Origin of the sequence: Streptomyces sp. NPDC101234 (assembly GCF_044767525.1) — a bacterium.
In the GTDB taxonomy this organism is placed as follows: Bacteria; Actinomycetota; Actinomycetes; order Streptomycetales; family Streptomycetaceae; genus Streptomyces; species Streptomyces sasae.
Genome location: NZ_JBIWOA010000011.1, coordinates 21,854 through 39,234, shown reverse-complemented (window position 1 = coordinate 39,234; position 17,381 = coordinate 21,854). Strand labels below are relative to the sequence as shown.

The 17,381-nt window shown below is 71.8% G+C and carries 19 protein-coding genes and 1 tRNA gene; 16 read left to right on the top strand and 4 right to left on the bottom strand.

Going from position 1 to position 17,381, the window contains the following annotated elements; genetic code table 11:
- Positions 1–16 precede the first annotated feature (16 nt).
- The 12 genes from ACIRR9_RS21025 (at position 17) to ACIRR9_RS20970 (ending at position 11,541) form a co-directional block, all read left to right on the top strand.
- Complete coding sequence (locus ACIRR9_RS21025; RefSeq protein WP_403754415.1) at positions 17–1,195, top strand: DUF4037 domain-containing protein; 1,179 nt, start codon at positions 17–19, stop codon at positions 1,193–1,195.
- Between the two features lie 415 nt (positions 1,196–1,610).
- Complete coding sequence (locus ACIRR9_RS21020) at positions 1,611–4,031, top strand: ATP-binding protein (protein ID WP_403753827.1); 2,421 nt, start codon at positions 1,611–1,613, stop codon at positions 4,029–4,031.
- A gap of 74 nt (positions 4,032–4,105) precedes the next feature.
- The gene (locus ACIRR9_RS21015; protein ID WP_360532108.1) at positions 4,106–4,540 is read left to right on the top strand and encodes a roadblock/LC7 domain-containing protein; all 435 of its coding nucleotides are present in this window, start codon (positions 4,106–4,108) and stop codon (positions 4,538–4,540) included.
- Between the two features lie 2 nt (positions 4,541–4,542).
- Positions 4,543–4,914, top strand: a complete 372-nt coding sequence (locus tag ACIRR9_RS21010) for a DUF742 domain-containing protein (RefSeq protein ID WP_365335467.1) — start codon at positions 4,543–4,545, stop codon at positions 4,912–4,914.
- Positions 4,892–5,491, top strand: a complete 600-nt coding sequence (locus ACIRR9_RS21005; RefSeq protein WP_365335469.1) for an ATP/GTP-binding protein — start codon at positions 4,892–4,894, stop codon at positions 5,489–5,491. Before ACIRR9_RS21010 ends, ACIRR9_RS21005 begins: the two co-directional genes overlap by 23 nt.
- Positions 5,492–5,552: 61 nt before the next feature.
- Positions 5,553–6,134 carry a GAF domain-containing protein gene (locus ACIRR9_RS21000; RefSeq protein WP_403753822.1) on the top strand — a complete coding sequence of 194 codons (582 nt, stop codon included), beginning with the start codon at positions 5,553–5,555 and terminating at the stop codon, positions 6,132–6,134.
- Between the two features lie 377 nt (positions 6,135–6,511).
- A complete protein-coding gene (gene tdh / locus ACIRR9_RS20995; RefSeq protein WP_365335473.1) occupies positions 6,512–7,540 on the top strand; it encodes an L-threonine 3-dehydrogenase in 1,029 nt (342 codons plus the stop codon).
- Between the two features lie 34 nt (positions 7,541–7,574).
- Positions 7,575–8,768, top strand: coding sequence for a glycine C-acetyltransferase (locus ACIRR9_RS20990; RefSeq protein ID WP_403754412.1), 1,194 nt, complete (start codon positions 7,575–7,577; stop codon positions 8,766–8,768).
- Between the two features lie 319 nt (positions 8,769–9,087).
- Positions 9,088–9,990, top strand: a complete 903-nt coding sequence (locus tag ACIRR9_RS20985) for a LysR family transcriptional regulator (protein WP_123972033.1) — start codon at positions 9,088–9,090, stop codon at positions 9,988–9,990.
- Positions 9,991–10,036: 46 nt separating this feature from the next.
- A complete protein-coding gene (locus ACIRR9_RS20980; protein WP_403753817.1) occupies positions 10,037–10,618 on the top strand; it encodes a helix-turn-helix domain-containing protein in 582 nt (193 codons plus the stop codon).
- Positions 10,619–10,629: 11 nt separating this feature from the next.
- Complete coding sequence (locus ACIRR9_RS20975) at positions 10,630–11,151, top strand: GNAT family N-acetyltransferase (protein ID WP_403753814.1); 522 nt, start codon at positions 10,630–10,632, stop codon at positions 11,149–11,151.
- 30 nt (positions 11,152–11,181) lie between these two features.
- Positions 11,182–11,541 carry an MmcQ/YjbR family DNA-binding protein gene (locus ACIRR9_RS20970; protein ID WP_403753811.1) on the top strand — a complete coding sequence of 120 codons (360 nt, stop codon included), beginning with the start codon at positions 11,182–11,184 and terminating at the stop codon, positions 11,539–11,541.
- A gap of 58 nt (positions 11,542–11,599) precedes the next feature.
- Here the strand turns inward: ACIRR9_RS20970 and ACIRR9_RS20965 are convergent, their stop codons facing one another.
- Together ACIRR9_RS20965 and ACIRR9_RS20960 are read right to left on the bottom strand one after the other, a co-directional pair.
- Positions 11,600–12,511 carry a transketolase family protein gene (locus ACIRR9_RS20965; RefSeq protein WP_403753808.1) on the bottom strand — a complete coding sequence of 304 codons (912 nt, stop codon included), beginning with the start codon at positions 12,509–12,511 and terminating at the stop codon, positions 11,600–11,602.
- Between the two features lie 36 nt (positions 12,512–12,547).
- Entirely contained in the window at positions 12,548–13,249 is a 702-nt protein-coding gene (locus tag ACIRR9_RS20960) for a transketolase (protein WP_365335484.1), read from the bottom strand.
- A 141-nt stretch (positions 13,250–13,390) separates the two neighbouring features.
- Here ACIRR9_RS20960 and ACIRR9_RS20955 point away from each other — a divergent pair.
- Positions 13,391–13,464 (top strand) — tRNA-Pro (locus ACIRR9_RS20955).
- 279 nt (positions 13,465–13,743) lie between these two features.
- Here the strand turns inward: ACIRR9_RS20955 and ACIRR9_RS20950 are convergent.
- The gene (locus ACIRR9_RS20950; RefSeq protein ID WP_403753805.1) at positions 13,744–14,319 is read right to left on the bottom strand and encodes a hypothetical protein; all 576 of its coding nucleotides are present in this window, start codon (positions 14,317–14,319) and stop codon (positions 13,744–13,746) included.
- 286 nt (positions 14,320–14,605) lie between these two features.
- On the opposite strand from ACIRR9_RS20950, the gene ACIRR9_RS20945 reads away from it, so the two are divergent.
- The 3 genes from ACIRR9_RS20945 (at position 14,606) to ACIRR9_RS20935 (ending at position 16,882) form a co-directional block, all read left to right on the top strand.
- Complete coding sequence (locus ACIRR9_RS20945; RefSeq protein ID WP_403753802.1) at positions 14,606–15,043, top strand: XRE family transcriptional regulator; 438 nt, start codon at positions 14,606–14,608, stop codon at positions 15,041–15,043.
- 103 nt (positions 15,044–15,146) lie between these two features.
- Positions 15,147–15,671 (top strand): ParH-like protein, encoded by a 525-nt coding sequence (locus tag ACIRR9_RS20940; RefSeq protein ID WP_403753799.1) that lies wholly within the window; start codon positions 15,147–15,149, stop codon positions 15,669–15,671.
- Entirely contained in the window at positions 15,659–16,882 is a 1,224-nt protein-coding gene (locus tag ACIRR9_RS20935) for an MAB_1171c family putative transporter (protein WP_403753796.1), read from the top strand. Before ACIRR9_RS20940 ends, ACIRR9_RS20935 begins: the two co-directional genes overlap by 13 nt.
- Before the next feature lie 10 nt (positions 16,883–16,892).
- On the opposite strand, the gene ACIRR9_RS20930 is transcribed toward ACIRR9_RS20935, so the two are convergent.
- Positions 16,893–17,342 (bottom strand): hypothetical protein, encoded by a 450-nt coding sequence (locus ACIRR9_RS20930; protein ID WP_403753793.1) that lies wholly within the window; start codon positions 17,340–17,342, stop codon positions 16,893–16,895.
- Between the last annotated feature and the right edge of the window lie 39 nt (positions 17,343–17,381).

The following is a 17,381-nucleotide window of genomic DNA, read 5'->3' as shown; positions in this document are numbered from 1 at the left end:
CATGAGCCATGCACATATGCCAACCCCTGCTTTTTTACCGGGACTTGAGCTGTCCCGGCGCTTCTACACCGAGGCCGTACGCTCGCTGCTGGAGGAGGCCGCCCCCGGGATACCCCACACGGCGGCCCGGATCGGCCCGGGCTCCGAAGTCCTCGGCTACGACACCGAACGCTCCGCCGACCACGAATGGGGGCCGCGCCTCCAGCTCTTCCTCCACCCCCACGACGTGCCGCGCCATGCCGCCCGTATCCGGCACATGCTCGCCCAGCATCTCCCGAAGACCTTCCACGGCTGGCCCACCCACTTCGCCGCCACCGGGGACCCGGACGTGCGGGTCATGCAGATCACCGACGGACCGGTGCACCACCGTGTCGAGGTGACCGCCGTCTCCTCCTGGTTCCGCGCCACCCTCGGCTTCGACCCGGCCTCCGGCGTCACCCCGGCACAGTGGCTCGCCACTCCCACCCAGCTCCTCGCCGAGGTCACCGGCGGCGCCGTCTTCCACGACGGCCTCCACACCCTCACCCCGGCGCGGACCGCGCTGCGCTGGTACCCCCATGACCTCTGGCTCCATGTCCTCGCCTCCCAGTGGCGGCGCATCGCCCAGAAGGAGGCCTTCGTCGGCCGCTGCGGCGAGGTCGGCGACGAACTGGGCTCCGCCGTCGAGGCCGGCCGTCTGGTCCGCGACCTCATGCGGCTCTGCCTGCTCATGAACCGGCGCTACCCGCCGTACGGCAAATGGCTCGGCAGCGCGTTCGCCCGTACCCCCGCGGCCCCCCGGCTCACGTCCGTCCTCACCTCCGTGCTCGCCGCCACGGACTGGCACGTACGTGAGCGGCACCTGGTCCACGCCTACGGGATCGTCGCCCATCTGCACAACGAACTGGAGCTCACCGACCGCGTCGACCCCGCCACGCGCCCCTACCACTCCAGACCCTTCCAGGTGCTGCGCGCCGACCGCTTCACCCGTGCCCTCACCGCCCGCATCAAGGACCCGGACCTGCGCGACCTGGCGACGGTCGGCGCGGTGGACCAGTTCATCGACAGCGCGGACGTCCTCAACGACCCGGACCTGACCCGGGCCGCGACCGACGCGGTGACGGGGATCGACGCGGTGACGGGCATCGACGTCCACGACGGCGCCCCCTGCGGGCCGGCGAACGGCGGCCGAGATCATCGTCGTCACTCTAGGTGATGTTTTGGGGGGTGTTCGGGAGGCCGTGTGGGCCGTGCGAGTGTCCTGCCGGGACGGCCGGGGCGCACGGACGGGCGGTTGGCGCGCGGGTGGGGAGCATCGGGCGCCCCGGCCCTCACCTTCTATGTGCGACCGTTTTTGAGCAGGTCGGACCGGACGATGGCGGTTCGAGGGCGAGATGCCGAGGGGGTTATCGGTCTTTCGTACGACGGCTCATACCAGAGCGGGACCATCTCCGGGTGACTTTGTCAACTGCCCACCGCACATGATGCCTTGGCGACTACTGTGAGTGTCCGTCGGGCGACGCGGGGCCGAATTCTTTTGCGGTCCCCTCGGCCGGCACCGCGATGGCGCATGCCCACCTCGCGCGGCCCGCGCGAGAAACCAGGCCCGACGGACCAGTACGAGGACGCAGATGTCTCACCTCCGTGCACCGGCCGCCCGCGCCGACCGCCGTGAGGGCGGCCGGCACGGACGTCCGGTCGCCCGCCCCGTTCCCGCGCTGCCCGAGACCCACATACGGCCTCAGCTGATGCGCCTCGCCGTGCTGCCGCCGGTCGCGGTGGCGCTCAGCGGCTGCGCGGCCGTCCTGTTCACCGTCCGCTCCACCGGGGCACGGCCCAGCCTCACCCTGCTGGCCGTGCTCGCCGGAGCGGTCTCGGTGACGGCCGCGGGCATCGTGATCGCGGCCGTGGCCGCGGGCCGGGCCGCCCGCTCGGTCAGCGACCGCGTCGCCGGGCTGCGCCGCAACGCCGCCCGCGGCGAGGCCGATCTGCTCGCCCTCGTCGACGCGCTGCGCCGCGGCGACACCCCGCCCCAGCGCAAGCCGCGCGGCGGACCGCCCGTGGACGCCGACGACTTCGAACTGCTCGCCGCCGACCTCTCCCGCGCGCACGACGGCGCCGTCACCGCCGTCGTGCAGGCCGCCCAGCTCTCCAGCCAGGCCGGCAGCGAACAGAAGCTGGAGGTCTTCGTCAACCTGGCGCGGCGGCTTCAGTCCCTCGTGCACCGGGAAATCTCGATCCTCGACGAACTGGAGAACGAGATCGAGGACCCGGACCTCCTCAAGGGCCTCTTCCACGTCGACCACCTGGCCACCCGCATCCGGCGGCACGCCGAGAACCTCGCCGTGCTCGGCGGCGCCGTCTCCCGGCGGCAGTGGAGCAACCCGGTCTCCATGACCGAGGTGCTGCGCTCCGCCATCGCCGAGGTCGAGCAGTACTCCCGGGTCAAACTCGTCCCCCCGATCGACGGCGAACTGCGCGGCCACGCCGTAGCCGATGTCATCCACCTCCTCGCCGAACTCGTCGAGAACGCCACCGTGTTCTCCGCCCCGCACACCCAGGTACTGCTCCGCGCCAACCTCGTCACCTCCGGCCTCGCGGTCGAGGTCGAGGACCGCGGACTCGGCATGCCGGTCGGCGAACAGTCCAAGATGAACGCCCTGCTCGCCGACCCCGACCAGGTCAACGTGGCCAGCCTGCTGGCCGACGGCCGCATCGGCCTCTTCGTCGTCTCCCAGCTGGCCCGCCGCCACGGCATCAACGTCCGCCTCCAGACCAACATCTACGGCGGCGTCCAGGCCGTCCTCGTCGTCCCTCAGGGCCTGCTCGGTACCGCGCCGGGCACGTCCGGGGCCGTACCGCAGCCGCGTGACCCGGGGGCCGGTGCCGGAGCACCGGTGGCGCCGGCGGGCGGGCTCGCCGAGGCGTCCCACGACACCGGGGCACTGGACGGTATCCGGGGCGGAGCCGTCGGCCCCGACGCGGACAGCGGCGAGCAGGGAGCCGCTCCCGCCGGCCGGCGGCCCGCACAGCAGAGCGGTCCGGCCACACCCGCCGCCGGTGGGCGGCGACGACACGCACAGCACGGTGGCGCACCCGCGCCGCTGCCGGTGCGCGGCGCCCAGGAGAGCCGGGCCAACCCCGCCGAGGCGCTGCCCGGCATCCGGCCCGAGGACCGTCCGGTGGTCGCCGAACACGCGGGCACCGCACCCGTCCCGCGCGTCGGCGCCGTTCGCGGCACCATGGGCAAACCCCAACTGCCGCGCCGCCGCGCCCAGGAACACATCGTCCCCCAGCTCCGCGGCGGCCCGGCACCCCGCCAGGACAACGAGACCCCGGTCGGACACGACCCCGGCCTGATGGCCGCCTTCCAACGCGGCATCGGCCTCGCCGAGGCCCAACAACACCTGGAGGCCGACCAGAAGGAGCCGGCAGCCGCCGAGCCCATGGACGGAGCACATGGTGAGTCCCTCTACACCGGGCTGTCCGGTATGGGCCTCGCCGACATGGCCGCCGACGACATGAGGGCAGCCGGCCCGGGTATCGACGAGGCGACCAGCACATCCCATGCCACCCATGCGGATGCCACGCACATGGAGACCGCACACATGGAGACCGCACACATGGAGACCGCACACATGGGCGTGGCCCACAGGGGCGGGCCCCGTGTGGAGGGTGGGCACATGGTCCCGGACTACACGACCCCAGACCAGTCGCCCCCGGGCGGATCGACCCTGGGCGGATCGACCCTGGGCCGGTCCGCCCTGGATCCCCTCGCACCGGAACACATGGGTCCGGAGCACATGGGTCCGGAGTACCGGGCCTCGCAGCACACGGGTCCGGACCACCTGACCCCAGACCGCCACACCACGGACCACCTGGCCTCAGACCCTATGGCCTCCGCATATACGAGCCAGGCACACAGGGACCCGGCAGACCCCCACTCGCACCCCCAGCCCCACACTCTCGCGCCGTCCCACTCCCCGGCCCTGCGCCAGGTGCACACCTCCGACTACACCCACCGGCCCGACGGGAGCGCCCCGGCCGGATGACCAGCACCGTTTCCACCTCCACCCCCACCCCCAGCGCTCCCGCAGACCTTCGTAACTCAAGGAGTCGATCCACCATGGCGAGCGATGCGCCGACCGCCCAGGTATCCGACCTCGACTGGCTGATGAGCGGCCTAGTGCAGCGCGTACCGCACACCAGCAGCGCGGTGCTCCTGTCCTGCGACGGGCTGGTGAAGTCCGTCCACGGCCTCGACCCGGACAGCGCCGACCACATGGCCGCGCTCGCCTCCGGCCTGTACTCGCTCGGCCGCAGCGCGGGCGTCCGGTTCGGCGACGGCGGGGACGTCCGCCAGGTCGTCGTCGAACTCGACTCGACGCTGCTGTTCGTCACCACCGCCGGCTCCGGCACCTGCCTCGCCGTACTGGCCGGCCGGGAGGCCGACGCCGCCGTCCTCGGCTACGAGATGGCGATGCTGGTGAAGAGCGTCCGCCCGTACCTCGTCACCGCGCCCCGGCAGCACGCCGTCGAACCCACGGCGATGAGGCCTTGAGGGTGGCGGCAGCCGGCGACGGGCCGTGGCTGGACGACGCGGCCGGACGCCTGGTGCGCCCGTTCACGGTCAGCAACGGCCGCACCGAGCCCAGCATCGCCCTCGACCTGATGTCGCAGGTGATGGCCACCGGGTCCGTGCCCCTCGGCTACCTCGGCCCCGAGCACGCGCAGGCGCTCGATCTGTGCCGCGCACCCGTCTCGGTCGCCGAGATCGCGGCGCACCTCAAGCTGCCGGCCGCCGTCACCAAGGTGCTGCTCTCCGACCTCGTCGACTGCGGGGCGCTGACCGCCAAGCCCCCCGTCTTCCACCACAACCCCACTGACCGGTCCCTTCTGGAGGCAGTGCTCGATGGACTACGACGACAGCTCTGACCCCTTCCCCACCGCGCTGAAAATCCTGGTGGCCGGTGGGTTCGGGGTCGGCAAGACCACCTTCGTGGGCGCGGTCAGCGAGATCGCGCCGCTGTCCACGGAGGAGCTCCTCACCACGGTCAGCGCCGCGACCGACAACCTCGACGGGATCGAGAACAAGGTCGAGACGACCGTGGCGATGGACTTCGGCCGCATCACCCTGGACGCGGAACACGTGCTCTACCTGTTCGGCACGCCCGGACAGGAGCGGTTCTGGTTCATGTGGGACGAGCTGTCCGAGGGCGCGCTCGGCGCGGTCATCCTGGCCGACACCCGCCGCCTCGAGGACTGCTTCGCGGCCGTCGACTTCTTCGAGGAGCGCGGCCTGGGCTTCATCGTCGCCATCAACGAGTTCGACGGCTCCTACCGCTACGAACCCGACGAGGTGCGCGCCGCCATCGACCTCGACCCGGAGATCCCGGTGGTCCGCTGCGATGCCCGTATCTCCAGTTCCGGCGTCCAGACCCTGCTCACCCTCGTCCGTCATCTCATCGCCCACGCCCCGGTCTCCGCACCGAGCCACGGCGCCCACATGTGAACCCCACACACCCCACACGGAGTCCGTATATGACCCACGTCCACAGCGACGGAGCCTGCCCATGAGGTACGACCCGGCGCGCCCGGCCGGTCGTCTGCTGCTCACGCCGGAGGACAAGGAGGCGCCCGTGCGCATCCGGCGCCTCGGCCAACTCCGCCTGGGCGGACACCCCGACCCCGAGCTCGACGCCTACGCCGACCGGCTCGCCGAGGTCACCCGGACGCCGTACGCCATGGTCAACTTCATCGACGAGAACCGGCAGTTCTTCGCCGGCCTGCACCTGCCGGCCGTGGCACCGCCCGTGGTGAAGCCGGACGGCAGCACGCCGGTGCTGGGCCGGGAGCTGGCCCGCGACCATGGTTTCTGCCCCCATGTGGTGGTCCGCCGCAAGGCGCTGGTCCTGGAGGACGTCAGCGACTACCCGCGGTTCGCGGGCAACCCGGTCGTCGACGAGTTCGGTATCCGCTCCTATCTGGGCGCCCCGCTCATCGACAGCACGGGAACGGCGCTCGGCACGGTGTGCGTGGTCGACGTGGAGCCGCGGCCCTGGGGCCGGCCAGGTCTGGAGACCATCAAGTCCTCGGCGGCGGAGCTGGTGGCCCGTATCGAGCGACGCGAGGCCGACGGTCTCCCGCTGTTGTGAAGAGGGGAACAGCCCCGTCACCAGCCGACCGGCCCGGTACCGGCCCCGTCGCCGGCGCGGACCCCCGGACACAGCAAGCCCCCAGGCACCCGGCGGAGGCCCACGCGTCCCCGGCCGTACTGCACCCGGTCGTCGGCCGGACGGGCGAAGCGGGCGGCATCCTCGACACGGTGCCCTTCCCGGGTCCCCCGCCTCCACCAGGACTTTCAGCCTCCAAGATCAGGCGTGAAGCGGAGCTGTGGCGGCGCTTAAGAAAACCTCGATGGACCTGAGGCGCCCGGATACGGCAGATTGCTGTGCGATTCCACCCCCCATGCCCGACCGCGGGCCGCTTCGGCGTGCCCGCGGCCGGGACCTCACGCACAGGAGCCGTAGCGTTGAAGGCGCTGGTCAAGGAGAAGGCGGAACCCGGGCTGTGGCTCGCTGACGTGCCGGAGCCCGCGGTCGGACCGGGTGACGTACTGATCAAGGTGCTGCGCACCGGCATCTGCGGCACCGATCTGCACATCCGTGCCTGGGACGGCTGGGCCCAGCAGGCCGTCACCACCCCGCTGGTGGTCGGGCACGAGTTCGTCGGCGAGGTCGTCGGGACCGGCCGCGATGTCGCGGACGTCAAGGTCGGCGACCGGGTCAGCGGCGAGGGACACCTCGTCTGCGGCAAGTGCCGCAACTGCCAGGCCGGGCGGCGCCATCTGTGCCGGGCCACGGTCGGCCTCGGCGTCGGCCGCGACGGCGCGTTCGCCGAGTACGTGGTGCTGCCCGCCACCAATGTGTGGGTGCACCGGGTCCCCGTCGAGCTCGACGTGGCCGCGATCTTCGACCCGTTCGGCAACGCCGTGCACACCGCCCTCACCTTCCCGCTCGTCGGCGAGGACGTCCTGATCACGGGCGCCGGCCCGATCGGCCTGATGGCGGCCGCCGTGGCCCGGCACGCGGGTGCGCGCCACGTCGTGATCACCGACGTCAGCGAGGAACGCCTCGACCTCGCCCGCAAGATCGGCGTGAGCCTCGCCCTGAACGTGTCCCAGGCGCAGATCGCCGACGGACAGCGGGAGCTGGGCCTGCGCGAGGGCTTCGACATCGGCCTGGAGATGTCCGGCCGCCCCGAGGCGATGCAGGACATGATCGCCAACATGACGCACGGCGGCCGTATCGCCATGCTCGGCCTGCCCGCCCAGGAGTTCCCCGTCGACTGGGCCCGGATCGTCACCTCGATGATCACCGTCAAGGGCATCTACGGCCGGGAGATGTTCGAGACCTGGTACGCCATGTCGGTGCTGCTGGAAGGCGGCCTCGACCTCGCACCCGTGATCACCGGCCGCTACGGGTACCGCGACTTCGAGGCGGCGTTCGCCGACGCGGCGAGCGGCCGCGGCGGCAAGGTCATCCTCGACTGGACCAGCTGACTCCGGACCCTCCGAATCTCCTTAGGGATTGATGATGTTCGACTCCGTGCGCGACGACCTGCGCGCCACCCTCGACGAGATCCGCGCCGCCGGACTGCACAAGCCGGAGCGTGTGATCGGCACCCCGCAGTCCGCGACCGTCGCCGTGACCGCCGGCGGCCGCCCCGGCGAGGTCCTCAACTTCTGCGCCAACAACTACCTGGGCCTCGCCGACCACCCCGAGGTGGTCGCCGCCGCCCACGAGGCCCTGGACCGCTGGGGCTACGGCATGGCCTCCGTCCGCTTCATCTGCGGCACCCAGGAGGTCCACAAGGAACTGGAGGCCCGCCTCTCCGGGTTTCTCGGCCAGGAGGACACGATCCTCTACTCCTCCTGCTTCGACGCCAACGGCGGAGTCTTCGAGACCCTGCTCGGCGAGGAGGACGCGGTGATCTCCGACGCCCTCAACCACGCCTCGATCATCGACGGCATCCGGCTCTCCAAGGCCCGCCGCATGCGCTACGCCAACCGTGACCTGGCCGACCTGGAGCGGCAGTTGAAGGAGGCGCAGACCGCCCGGCGCAGGCTGGTCGTCACCGACGGGGTCTTCTCCATGGACGGTTATGTCGCGCCGCTCCGCGAGATCTGCGACCTCGCCGACCGCTACGACGCGATGGTCATGGTCGACGACTCGCACGCCGTCGGCTTCGTCGGCCCGTCCGGCCGCGGCACCCCCGAACTGCATGGCGTCATGGACCGCGTCGACATCGTCACCGGCACCCTCGGCAAGGCCCTCGGCGGCGCCTCCGGCGGTTATGTCGCGGCCCGTGCCGAGATCGTCGCCCTGCTCCGCCAGCGCTCCCGCCCGTACCTCTTCTCCAACACCCTCGCTCCGGTGATCGCGGCGGCCTCGCTCAAGGTGCTCGACCTGCTGGAGTCGGCCGACGACCTGCGCGTCCGGCTCGCCGAGAACACCGCGCTGTTCCGCCGCCGGATGACCGAGGAGGGCTTCGACATCCTCCCCGGCGACCACGCCATCGCCCCCGTGATGATCGGCGAGGCGGCACAGGCGTCCCGGATGGCCGAGCTGCTGCTGGAACGGGGCGTCTATGTGATCGGCTTCTCGTACCCGGTGGTCCCGCAGGGCCAGGCCCGGATCCGCGTACAGCTGTCCGCGGCCCACTCGACGGCCGACGTCGACCGAGCGGTCGACGCCTTCATCGCGGCCCGGACGGAACTGACGGGCTGAACAGGACCGGACCGTCGGCCGGGACCCGCGGGCTGGACGACCCGGGTCGGATCGGTGGGCGGGACGACCCGGGTCGGATCGGTGGGCTGGGTAGGACCGGCGGGCTGACCGGGACTGGCAGCCCGTATGGGACCGGCGCGCTGACCGAGATCGGTGGGCTGACCGGCACCGGCGGCTTGTATGGGACCGGCGCGCTGACCGAGATCGGCGGCTCGAACGAGATCGGTGGGCTGACCGGCACCGTCGGCCCGAGTGGGACCGGAGGGCCGAGTGGGGGCGGCCGGGTGAGTGGCCCCGACATATTGCAATAATCAACCCCATGATCGAGGCGCGGCGGCTCCACATCCTCCGTGCGGTGGCCGACCACCGTACGGTGACGGCGGCTGCCGCCGCGCTGTATCTGACGCCCTCGGCGGTCTCCCAGCAGCTGGCCGCCCTGGAGCAGGAGACCGGCCACCGCCTGGTCGAACGCGGCGCGAAGGGCGTACGGCTGACCCCGGCCGGCGAGATCCTGCTCGGCCACACCAATGCGGTCCTCGCCCAGCTGGAGCGGGCCGAGGCCGAGTTGGCCGCCTACAGCTCCGGCGAGGCCGGCACGGTCACCGTCGCCGCCTTCGCGACCGGTATCGCGCAGGTGGTCGCCCCCGCGGTGGCCCGTCTCGCCCGCACCGCACCCGGCATACGGATCCGCGTCCAGGACGCCGAGGGCGACGCCAGCCTTCCGATGGTCCTGGACCGGCAGGTCGATGTCGCGGTCGCCGTCGAGTACCGGGGTGCCCCGCCGGCCGACGACCCGAGGCTCACCCACGCGCCCCTGTACGCCGAGCCGTTCGACGCGGTCGTCCCGCTCCGCCACCGACTGGCGGAGTCCGCCGAAGTCCCCCTCGCCGAGCTCGCCAAGGACACCTGGATCGGCCCGTACCCCGGCAACCCCTGCCACGACGTGGTCGTCCTGGCCTGTGAGAGCGCCGGCTTCCAGCCCCGCCTCGAACACTCCTCCGACGACTTCCGTGCCGTGGTGGCCCTGGCCGCGGCCGACGCGGGCGTGGCGCTCGTCCCGCGCTCCGCGCTGCGCGGCATGGATCTGACCGGCGTGGTCGTACGCCCCGTCGACGGCGTCGCCCCGACCCGCCGTGTCTTCGCGGCCGTACGGCGCGGAGCCGAGGACCACCCGCTGATCCGCCCGGTGCTGGAGGCGCTGGGCGAGGCGGCCCGGCCGTGAGCCGTCCTTAACGCGCACGTCTCATATCAGGGATATCGTCCCGGATATGAGACATGAAGACGTCGTCGCTCCCGACCCCGTCGATGCCCGCCTCGGTAGCCGCCTTGCCGAACTGCGGGCCGAACACGGCTGGTCCCTGGGCGAGTTGGCGGACCGCAGCGGGGTGAGCAGATCCACCCTGTCCCGGGCCGAACGGGCCGAGACCAGCCCCACGGCCGCACTCCTCAACCGGCTCTGCAACGTCTACGGCCGGACCATGTCCCAGCTGCTCAGCGAGGTCGAGGCGGAACCCGCCCCCGTGCTGCGCTCGGCCGAGCAGCAGGTGTGGGAGGACCGCGCCTCCGGTTTCGTACGGCGGTCCGTGTCGCCGCCGCACGGCGGACTGCGCGGCGAACTCGTCGAGGGCAGGCTCGCGGCGGGCGCCGACATCGCCTACGACCGGCCTCCCGTACCCGGCCTGGAGCAGCACATCTGGGTCCTCGACGGGAGGCTCGCCGTGACCGCGCAGGACGTCGAGCATCTCCTGGACGTCGGTGACTGTCTGCGGCTGCGGGTGTGGGGGCCGACGCGGTTCCGGTGTGCCGGCACGGGGGAGGCGCGGTATGTGCTGGCGGTGGTGCGGCAGTGAGGACACTGTGCTTGAGCGCGGAGCAACTGTCGGACCGGGTGGGGGAGTTGGCGGAGCTGCTGGCCGACACCGTGAGCGGCGGGGCGTCCATCGGTTTCCTCGCGCCCTTCGAGCGGGCGCAGGCCGTCGCCTGGTGGGAGGGGCGGGTGGCCGCCGTCGCCGCCGGACACCTTGCCGTCTGGGCTGCCCTGGACCACCATGACCGGGTGGTCGGGACCGTCGGCCTCGCCTTCGCCTTCCCCGGCAAACCCAACAGCCGGCACCGCGCCGAGCTGGTGAAACTGATGGTCCACCGGGACGCCCGCGGCCAGGGCGTCGGACGCGCGCTGCTGACCGTCGCGGAGGAGGCCGCGGCCGCCGCCGGGATCACCCTGCTCCACCTCGACACCGAGACGGACAGTCCCGCCGAGCACCTCTACCGCACGGCCGGCTGGACCCGTGCCGGGGTCATTCCCGACTACGCGGCCGACCCCGCCGGGGTGCTCCGCCCGACGACCCTGTACTACAAGCAGGTCGGAGCTCTGACCTGCTGACTGTCAGTGGCAGGGATTACGGTTCGTGGCATGCCGGAAGCCGAAGACGTACGCCGTGTCGCTCTGTCCCTGCCGGACACCACCGAGAAGACCGCCTGGAGCATGCCCACCTTCCGGGTCGCCGGGAAGATGTTCGCCACACTGCCCGAGGACGAGACCTCCATCGCCGTGCGCTGTCCCAAGGAGGAACGCGACGAACTGGTGCTCGCCGAGCCCGGCAAGTTCTGGATCGCCGATCATGAGTCCCAGTTCGCCTGGGTCCGGGTGCGGCTCGCCGCGCTGGAGGACGAGGCCGAACTGCGGGACATCCTCGCCGACTCCTGGAGACAGGCCGCCCCGCCCCGGCTCCTGGACTCCTACCCGGAGTTGGGGCTGCCGGACGAGAGCTGATCACGCCGGAGCCGGGACCGGCACCGTGCCGATCACGCCAGGAGCGGCACCGTACCCGTCACACCCGCATCGGCACCGAGACGAACCGGCTGATCCGCTCCCGCAGGCTTCCCGCGTCCAGACCGTGCGCGGCCACATGCTCCTCGACCGTGCCGTAGCGCCGCAGTTCGCGCCGCCCCACGCCCAGCCCGAGCACCCGGTGCGGCACGTCGGCGAGCGCCTCGCTCACGGCGGCCGTGGAGGTCCCCGCCAGATACGGCTCGACCAGCACGACGTCGGTACCCGCGGACTCGGTGGCCCGGCGCAGCGCGGCCGCGTCGAAGGGCCGTACGGTCGTCGCGTACAGGACGGTGACGTCCAGGCCCTCGGTGGCCTCCAGGACGGCGTCCAGCATCGGTCCGACGGCGACGACCACACCGGCGCGGCCCTCGCGGACCGTGCTCAGGCGCCGCCCGTCCACCGGCAGCGGCCGCCGGTTCGACTGCAGGGAGAGACGGACGTACACCTTGTCGTCGCCCGCGGCGACCGCGTGCCGCAGCAGGGTCTCCGCCTCGTCGGGATGCCCGGGCACCTGCACGGTCCAGCCGTCCAGGGTGTCCAGCAGGGCCACATCGCCGGGCGCCATGTGCGTATAGCCGCCGGCCGGCCAGTCGAAGGAGGCGGCCGCGCTGACCAGCACCGCGCCGGCGTCCTGGTGGCCGAGGTCCAGCTTGACCTGCTCGAAGGGCCGCTCGACGAGGAAGCTGGCGAAGGTGTGCACGACCGGCCGCAGCCCGGTCAGCGCGAGCCCGGCCGCCGTCCCGACCAGGAGCTGCTCGCGGATACCGACGTTGATCACCCGGTCGGGGTGACGGCGCCGCGCCTCCTCCAGGGTGGCCGCGCCGATCTCGGCGAGAACGACCGCGACCCGCGGGTCCTCGTCGAGAAGCCGGGAGACGACGGGGACGAAACGATCACGCATGGTGTCCATGGAGATGACTGCCTTTCTGGCGTCGTGGGGTTGTGGTCAGTCCGACTTGGGTTCGACGCGGGCGACCACCACATGCGGGCGGCCCGGATGCGGGGCGGTGAACGCGGCGTACAGCGCCTCGTGGTCACGGCCGTCGACGGTCACCGCCGACCAGCCGGCCGCCTCGAAGCGGGCGGCGATCCCGCCGGGCCGGGCGTGCCGGGCCGAGGAGTTGTCGACGACGACGGTGTGCAGCCGCTCCAGCCCGGCGGGCCCGGCGAAGGCGATCGCCTCGTGGTTGCTGCCCTCGTCCAGTTCGGCGTCCCCGATCAGCACCCACACCCGCGGCTCGTCCAGCCCCTGGATGCGCAGCCCCAGGGCCTCCCCGACACCGATCGGCAGCCCGTGCCCCAGCGAGCCGCTGCCGATCTCGGCGCCCGGGACGAGGGTCCGGTCGGGGTGGTGGCCGAGCGGGGAGTCGTACGAGCCGAAGCCCGGCAGCCACTCCACGGGCACGAAGCCCTTGGCGGCGAGCACCGCGTAGTACGCCATCGGCCCGTGCCCCTTGCTGAGCAGGAACCGGTCCCGGGCCGGATCGTCGAACCGGCCGGGCGTGACCCGGAGCACCCGGTCGTAGAGCACCCACAGCACGTCGAGCGTGGAGGTGGCGGCCGGGCCGTGCTTCTCGTCGCCGGTCATGAGGCTCATCAGGGCGGGCAGGGCGGCGTAGGTGTCCGTGGGGTGCTCGGTGATCGTCATACCGACGATCGTGCAACCTCGACCAAACTTGAGGTCAAGCCGTCGCTCCGCCCCACGTAAAAGGCGTGCGCGACCACCTGACGGAGTGCGGTATTGTTTCCTTGCGCGTTTCGACCGGGGAAACCCCAGGTCAAACGGCACCGGGACGTGGCGCAGCTTGGTAGCGCACTTGACTGGGGGTCAAGGGGTCGCAGGTTCAAATCCTGTCGTCCCGACGGTGCGAAGGGTCTTCGTGGGCGAGAGTCTGTGGGGGCCCTTTTTCGCGCGGGTGTTTCCGGCTTCGAGGTTGAGCATGCCGCTCATCGGCACCTTCACCCGGAGACCACGCGTTACATCCATCTGCCGGCGGCCGCGCAGCCGGCGCGGTACCTGGGCGAATGCTCACCGGATCCGGACGCCTACGCGGCGGCGGGTCCGGTCGAGGTGAGCCGGCGCAGGGGGTGAGCCGGGCGGAGGAGTCCTCGGCCCGCTCTGTCGGCCGGGTTGTCGTGCGCTCAGTTCGTGGGCGCGGTCGTCGTGTTCAACGCGCGTTCGACATGGGCGCGTTGCCATTCCTCCGGCTGCGGATCGCTCGTGAGCCCCAGTCCGTGTCGTGCGAACTGGTGGAACAGCGCGCCGTGTGCCGGCAGCCGTGGGTGGTCGACACGCTCGCCGCTGAATCGGGCCAGTACCGGCCTTCCGGGCGTCCACGGCGGGCGCAGCCTCCCGGGCGGGGCGGTCTTGGCCGGGTGGATCACGATCTGCCACGACTCCGTGTCGCTGTCGGCGAGCACGAAGCGGAACCCGCCGATGTCCGCCCAAGGCACCCTTCTCCGGAGGAGGGGACGCACGATGATCACGCCCTCGGCGTCGAACCGCACAAGGAACAGGCGCCTGAGCACCGGGTACAGCAGGCTGGTGACGAGTGCCGGAAAGCTGGCGAGTGCCGTGACGGGTCCCATGGGCACTGTGTCGTAGGCGGACAGGGCGGCCCCGACGAAACCGCCCCCCATGAACACGGAGAAGAGCCAGGGGGAGGCGAGGTGCACATCGAAGACGTCGACGGTCGTCGTGCGGTGCCGATCTGCCAATCCGATCCTCCAGCGAGCGGGGGCCGTGCGGCCCATCGGGCATCGCATCAGCTGATATGAATTCACTGTGTGCAGGATAAGCCTGAATGAAGCCGGCAGGGCGGGTGCCGACACGCTGGCGGTCGAGGGGGACGGCAGCGGGACCTCGGGAGACCCCACCAGGCTGACCCGCTCGTCCTGGCACCGGCGGACCGTCAGTGCGGGCGTAAGCTAGGGTGGACCGACATCCGGGGATTGTTCCACCAGGGCTGATGCGGTAGCTGAGGTACCGGAGGGGAGGCCGCTCATGAGTACCGCCGACGCGTCTTCGCCGGCCGCTCTCGCGGACAAGATCGACGCGTTGTTCCGCATCGTACGGCGTCCCAACCGTGAGCAGTTCAGCCATGAGGAGGTCGCCCGGGCGTGCCGGGAGGCCACCGGGGAGAGCTTCTCCGCCACGTACATGTGGCAGTTGCGCACGGGCCGCCGGGACAACCCGACGAAGCGGCATCTCGAAGCGCTCGCCCAGTTCTTCGACGTACCGGTCGCCTACTTCTTCGACGACGACAAGGGCGCTGCCATCGCCAGGGAGCTGGAGTTGCTGGGGGCACTGCGGGACGCCGGAGTCCGTAGCGTGGCACTGCGGGCGGTGAATCTCTCGCCCGAGCACGTCAGTACGATCAGCGACATGATCGACGTGCTTGCCCGGCGTGAAAGCGCGGGCCGCGACCGCACCGACGGCTGACGGCCCCGTGCGACGGTGGCGGCACAGCGGTCACGGGGAAGAGGGACAGCCCGTGTGGAGCGGTCGGAGCGACGAGCGCCTGTGGCAGCGGTGTCGGGTGCTGGTGGATGGCCTGGATCTGCCGACCCCCTTCGACACGGCCCGGTTCATCGACATGCTGGCGCGCACCCGGGGCCGGCCGATCGAGCTGGTGCCGGTCGCCGCCAGGCCTCACCTCCCGTGCGGGCTGCTCGTCACCACTGACCAGGCGGACCGCATCCTCTACCCCGCTGACACCACGCCCCTGCACCAGCAGCACATCCAGCTGCACGAGATCGCGCACCTGCTGTGCGGTCACCACGAGACCTCCCCCGCCGCCTCCTCGGCGGCCCAGGTCCTGCTGCCGCACCTCCCCGCGGCACTGGTCCAGCGGGTACTGGGCCGTACCGTGTATACCGAGCCGCAGGAGGCGGAGGCCGAGCTCGTGGCCTCCCTCATCCTGAACCGCGCCGCACAACTCGACCGCGCGGGGGCCGCCGTGAGCGCGCCGGCCGGATCGGCGGAGGCCCGGATGCGTTCCCTGTTCGCCCCGCCCGAGCGGCAGAACACGGACCGGCCAGACGCACGGCGGCGCCCGTGGAGAACCTGACCGCGTGTCTCGCCGCGCTGGTCTTCCTGGTGTTCGCCGGGCACCGGCTCACGCTCGCCCGCGGCGGGGGAGCGGATCCGGCGCAGCGCGACGTGGCCGGGTTCGCGCTGTGCGCCGGACTGGCCATGCTGCTCAACGCCCCCGCTCTGCTGCACGTGTTGGAACGGTTCCTTCCCGCGCCCTGTGCCGAACTGCTGCTCCCCTGGGAGTTGAAGGCGGCCGCGGGCACCTTCCTCGCCCTGGTCGCGCTGGCCCTCGATCCACGGGTGACCGATCCTGTGCCGGCAAGGCGCCGTCGCCGGATCGGCGCCGCCGCCGTCGTCGTCCAGGCGGCCGCACTGGGTCTGTTCCTCGCCTCCGGCGTCACCGGCGACGGTGCGTACTTCGTGGCAGCGCCCGGCCGGGGCCGGGTTCTCGCCGCCTACAACGTGCTCTTCGCCGCCTACCTCTGCTGGACTCTGTACGTGCTCGCCCGTGCCCTGGTCCGGCACGCGCGCCGGACCGGCCCGGGCCCGCTGCGCACGGGACTGCGGCTGGCCGCGCTGGCCACGGCCACCGCGATGGTGTGGACCCTGTGGACTCTCGACGATGCCGCCGCCGACATCACCACGGGACGTCAGGGACTGAGCGAGGACCTCCTCTCCACGACCCTCGGGATGCTCACCGCCGTCCTGCTCACGGCCGGCGCCACCGCCACCCTCTGGGGCGAACGGATCACCGCCCCGCTGCGCCGGCTTCGCGCCCGCCGTGCCCACCGAGCCCTCGAACCGCTGTGGGCGGCGCTCCACGCCGAACTGCCCGAGATCGCGCTGGATCCGGATGCCGCCCGCCGCCGTCCCGGCCTGCGCCAGGCGGAGTTCGCCCGGTACCGCAGGGTCATCGAGATCCGGGACGGCATCCTGGCGCTACGGCCCTACCAGTGGGCGGAACCCCTCGACCGGGCCGTGCGGGAACTGGACCGTACCGGTGTCGAAGCCGTCGACCGAGAGGCCGCACTCGAAGCGGTGGTCATCGCAGCGGCACTGGAGAACAAACGGGCCGGACGGCCGTACGGCGGCACTCCGGACCAGGCCGGGCCGACGCCTTCGACGCGACTGGAGACGGTCGAGGACGAGGCGGCCTGGCTGGTCCGTGTCGCGGGAGCGTTCACCCGTTCCCCTGTGGTGCGCGACATCCGCGACCGGGTGCGGGCACAGGTCACGGCGGACTGAGCCGCGGAGGTCACATACCGGCCAGGCGCTGGACCTTGCCGAGTCTGCAGGTGACGTCCGAGGTGACCTGGGCCGTCCCGCCGGCCGTCTCCTTGGCCTGCTGGTTCGCCGCCAGGCTGTTCGCGATCGCGGCGCCCTCCGCCACCCGCGTCCCGCCCCCGTCCACGAACTCGACCTGGATGGTGTAGGTCGCCGTGTCGCTGCCGTGGTTGGTCACCGTGAGTTCGGCCTTGGGAATCTTCGTGGTGGCGTCGACCGCACAGGAGTCGATCGTCACGTCGGCCGAGGTGGCTCCGCCCTTACCGACGGTCGCGGTCGGAGCGCCGGTGGCGGCCGTGGCCGACGGCGGGACGGCGGTCGGGGTGCTCTTGTCGCCGCCGGTGACAGCGGGACCGTCGCTGGACGAACAGGCGGTGACGGTGGCCAGGGCGGCCACGGCAAGCAGTGTCGCCGTGGACATGGTCCTTGTTCGGATGTGCAACGGAGCTTCTCTTCCTCT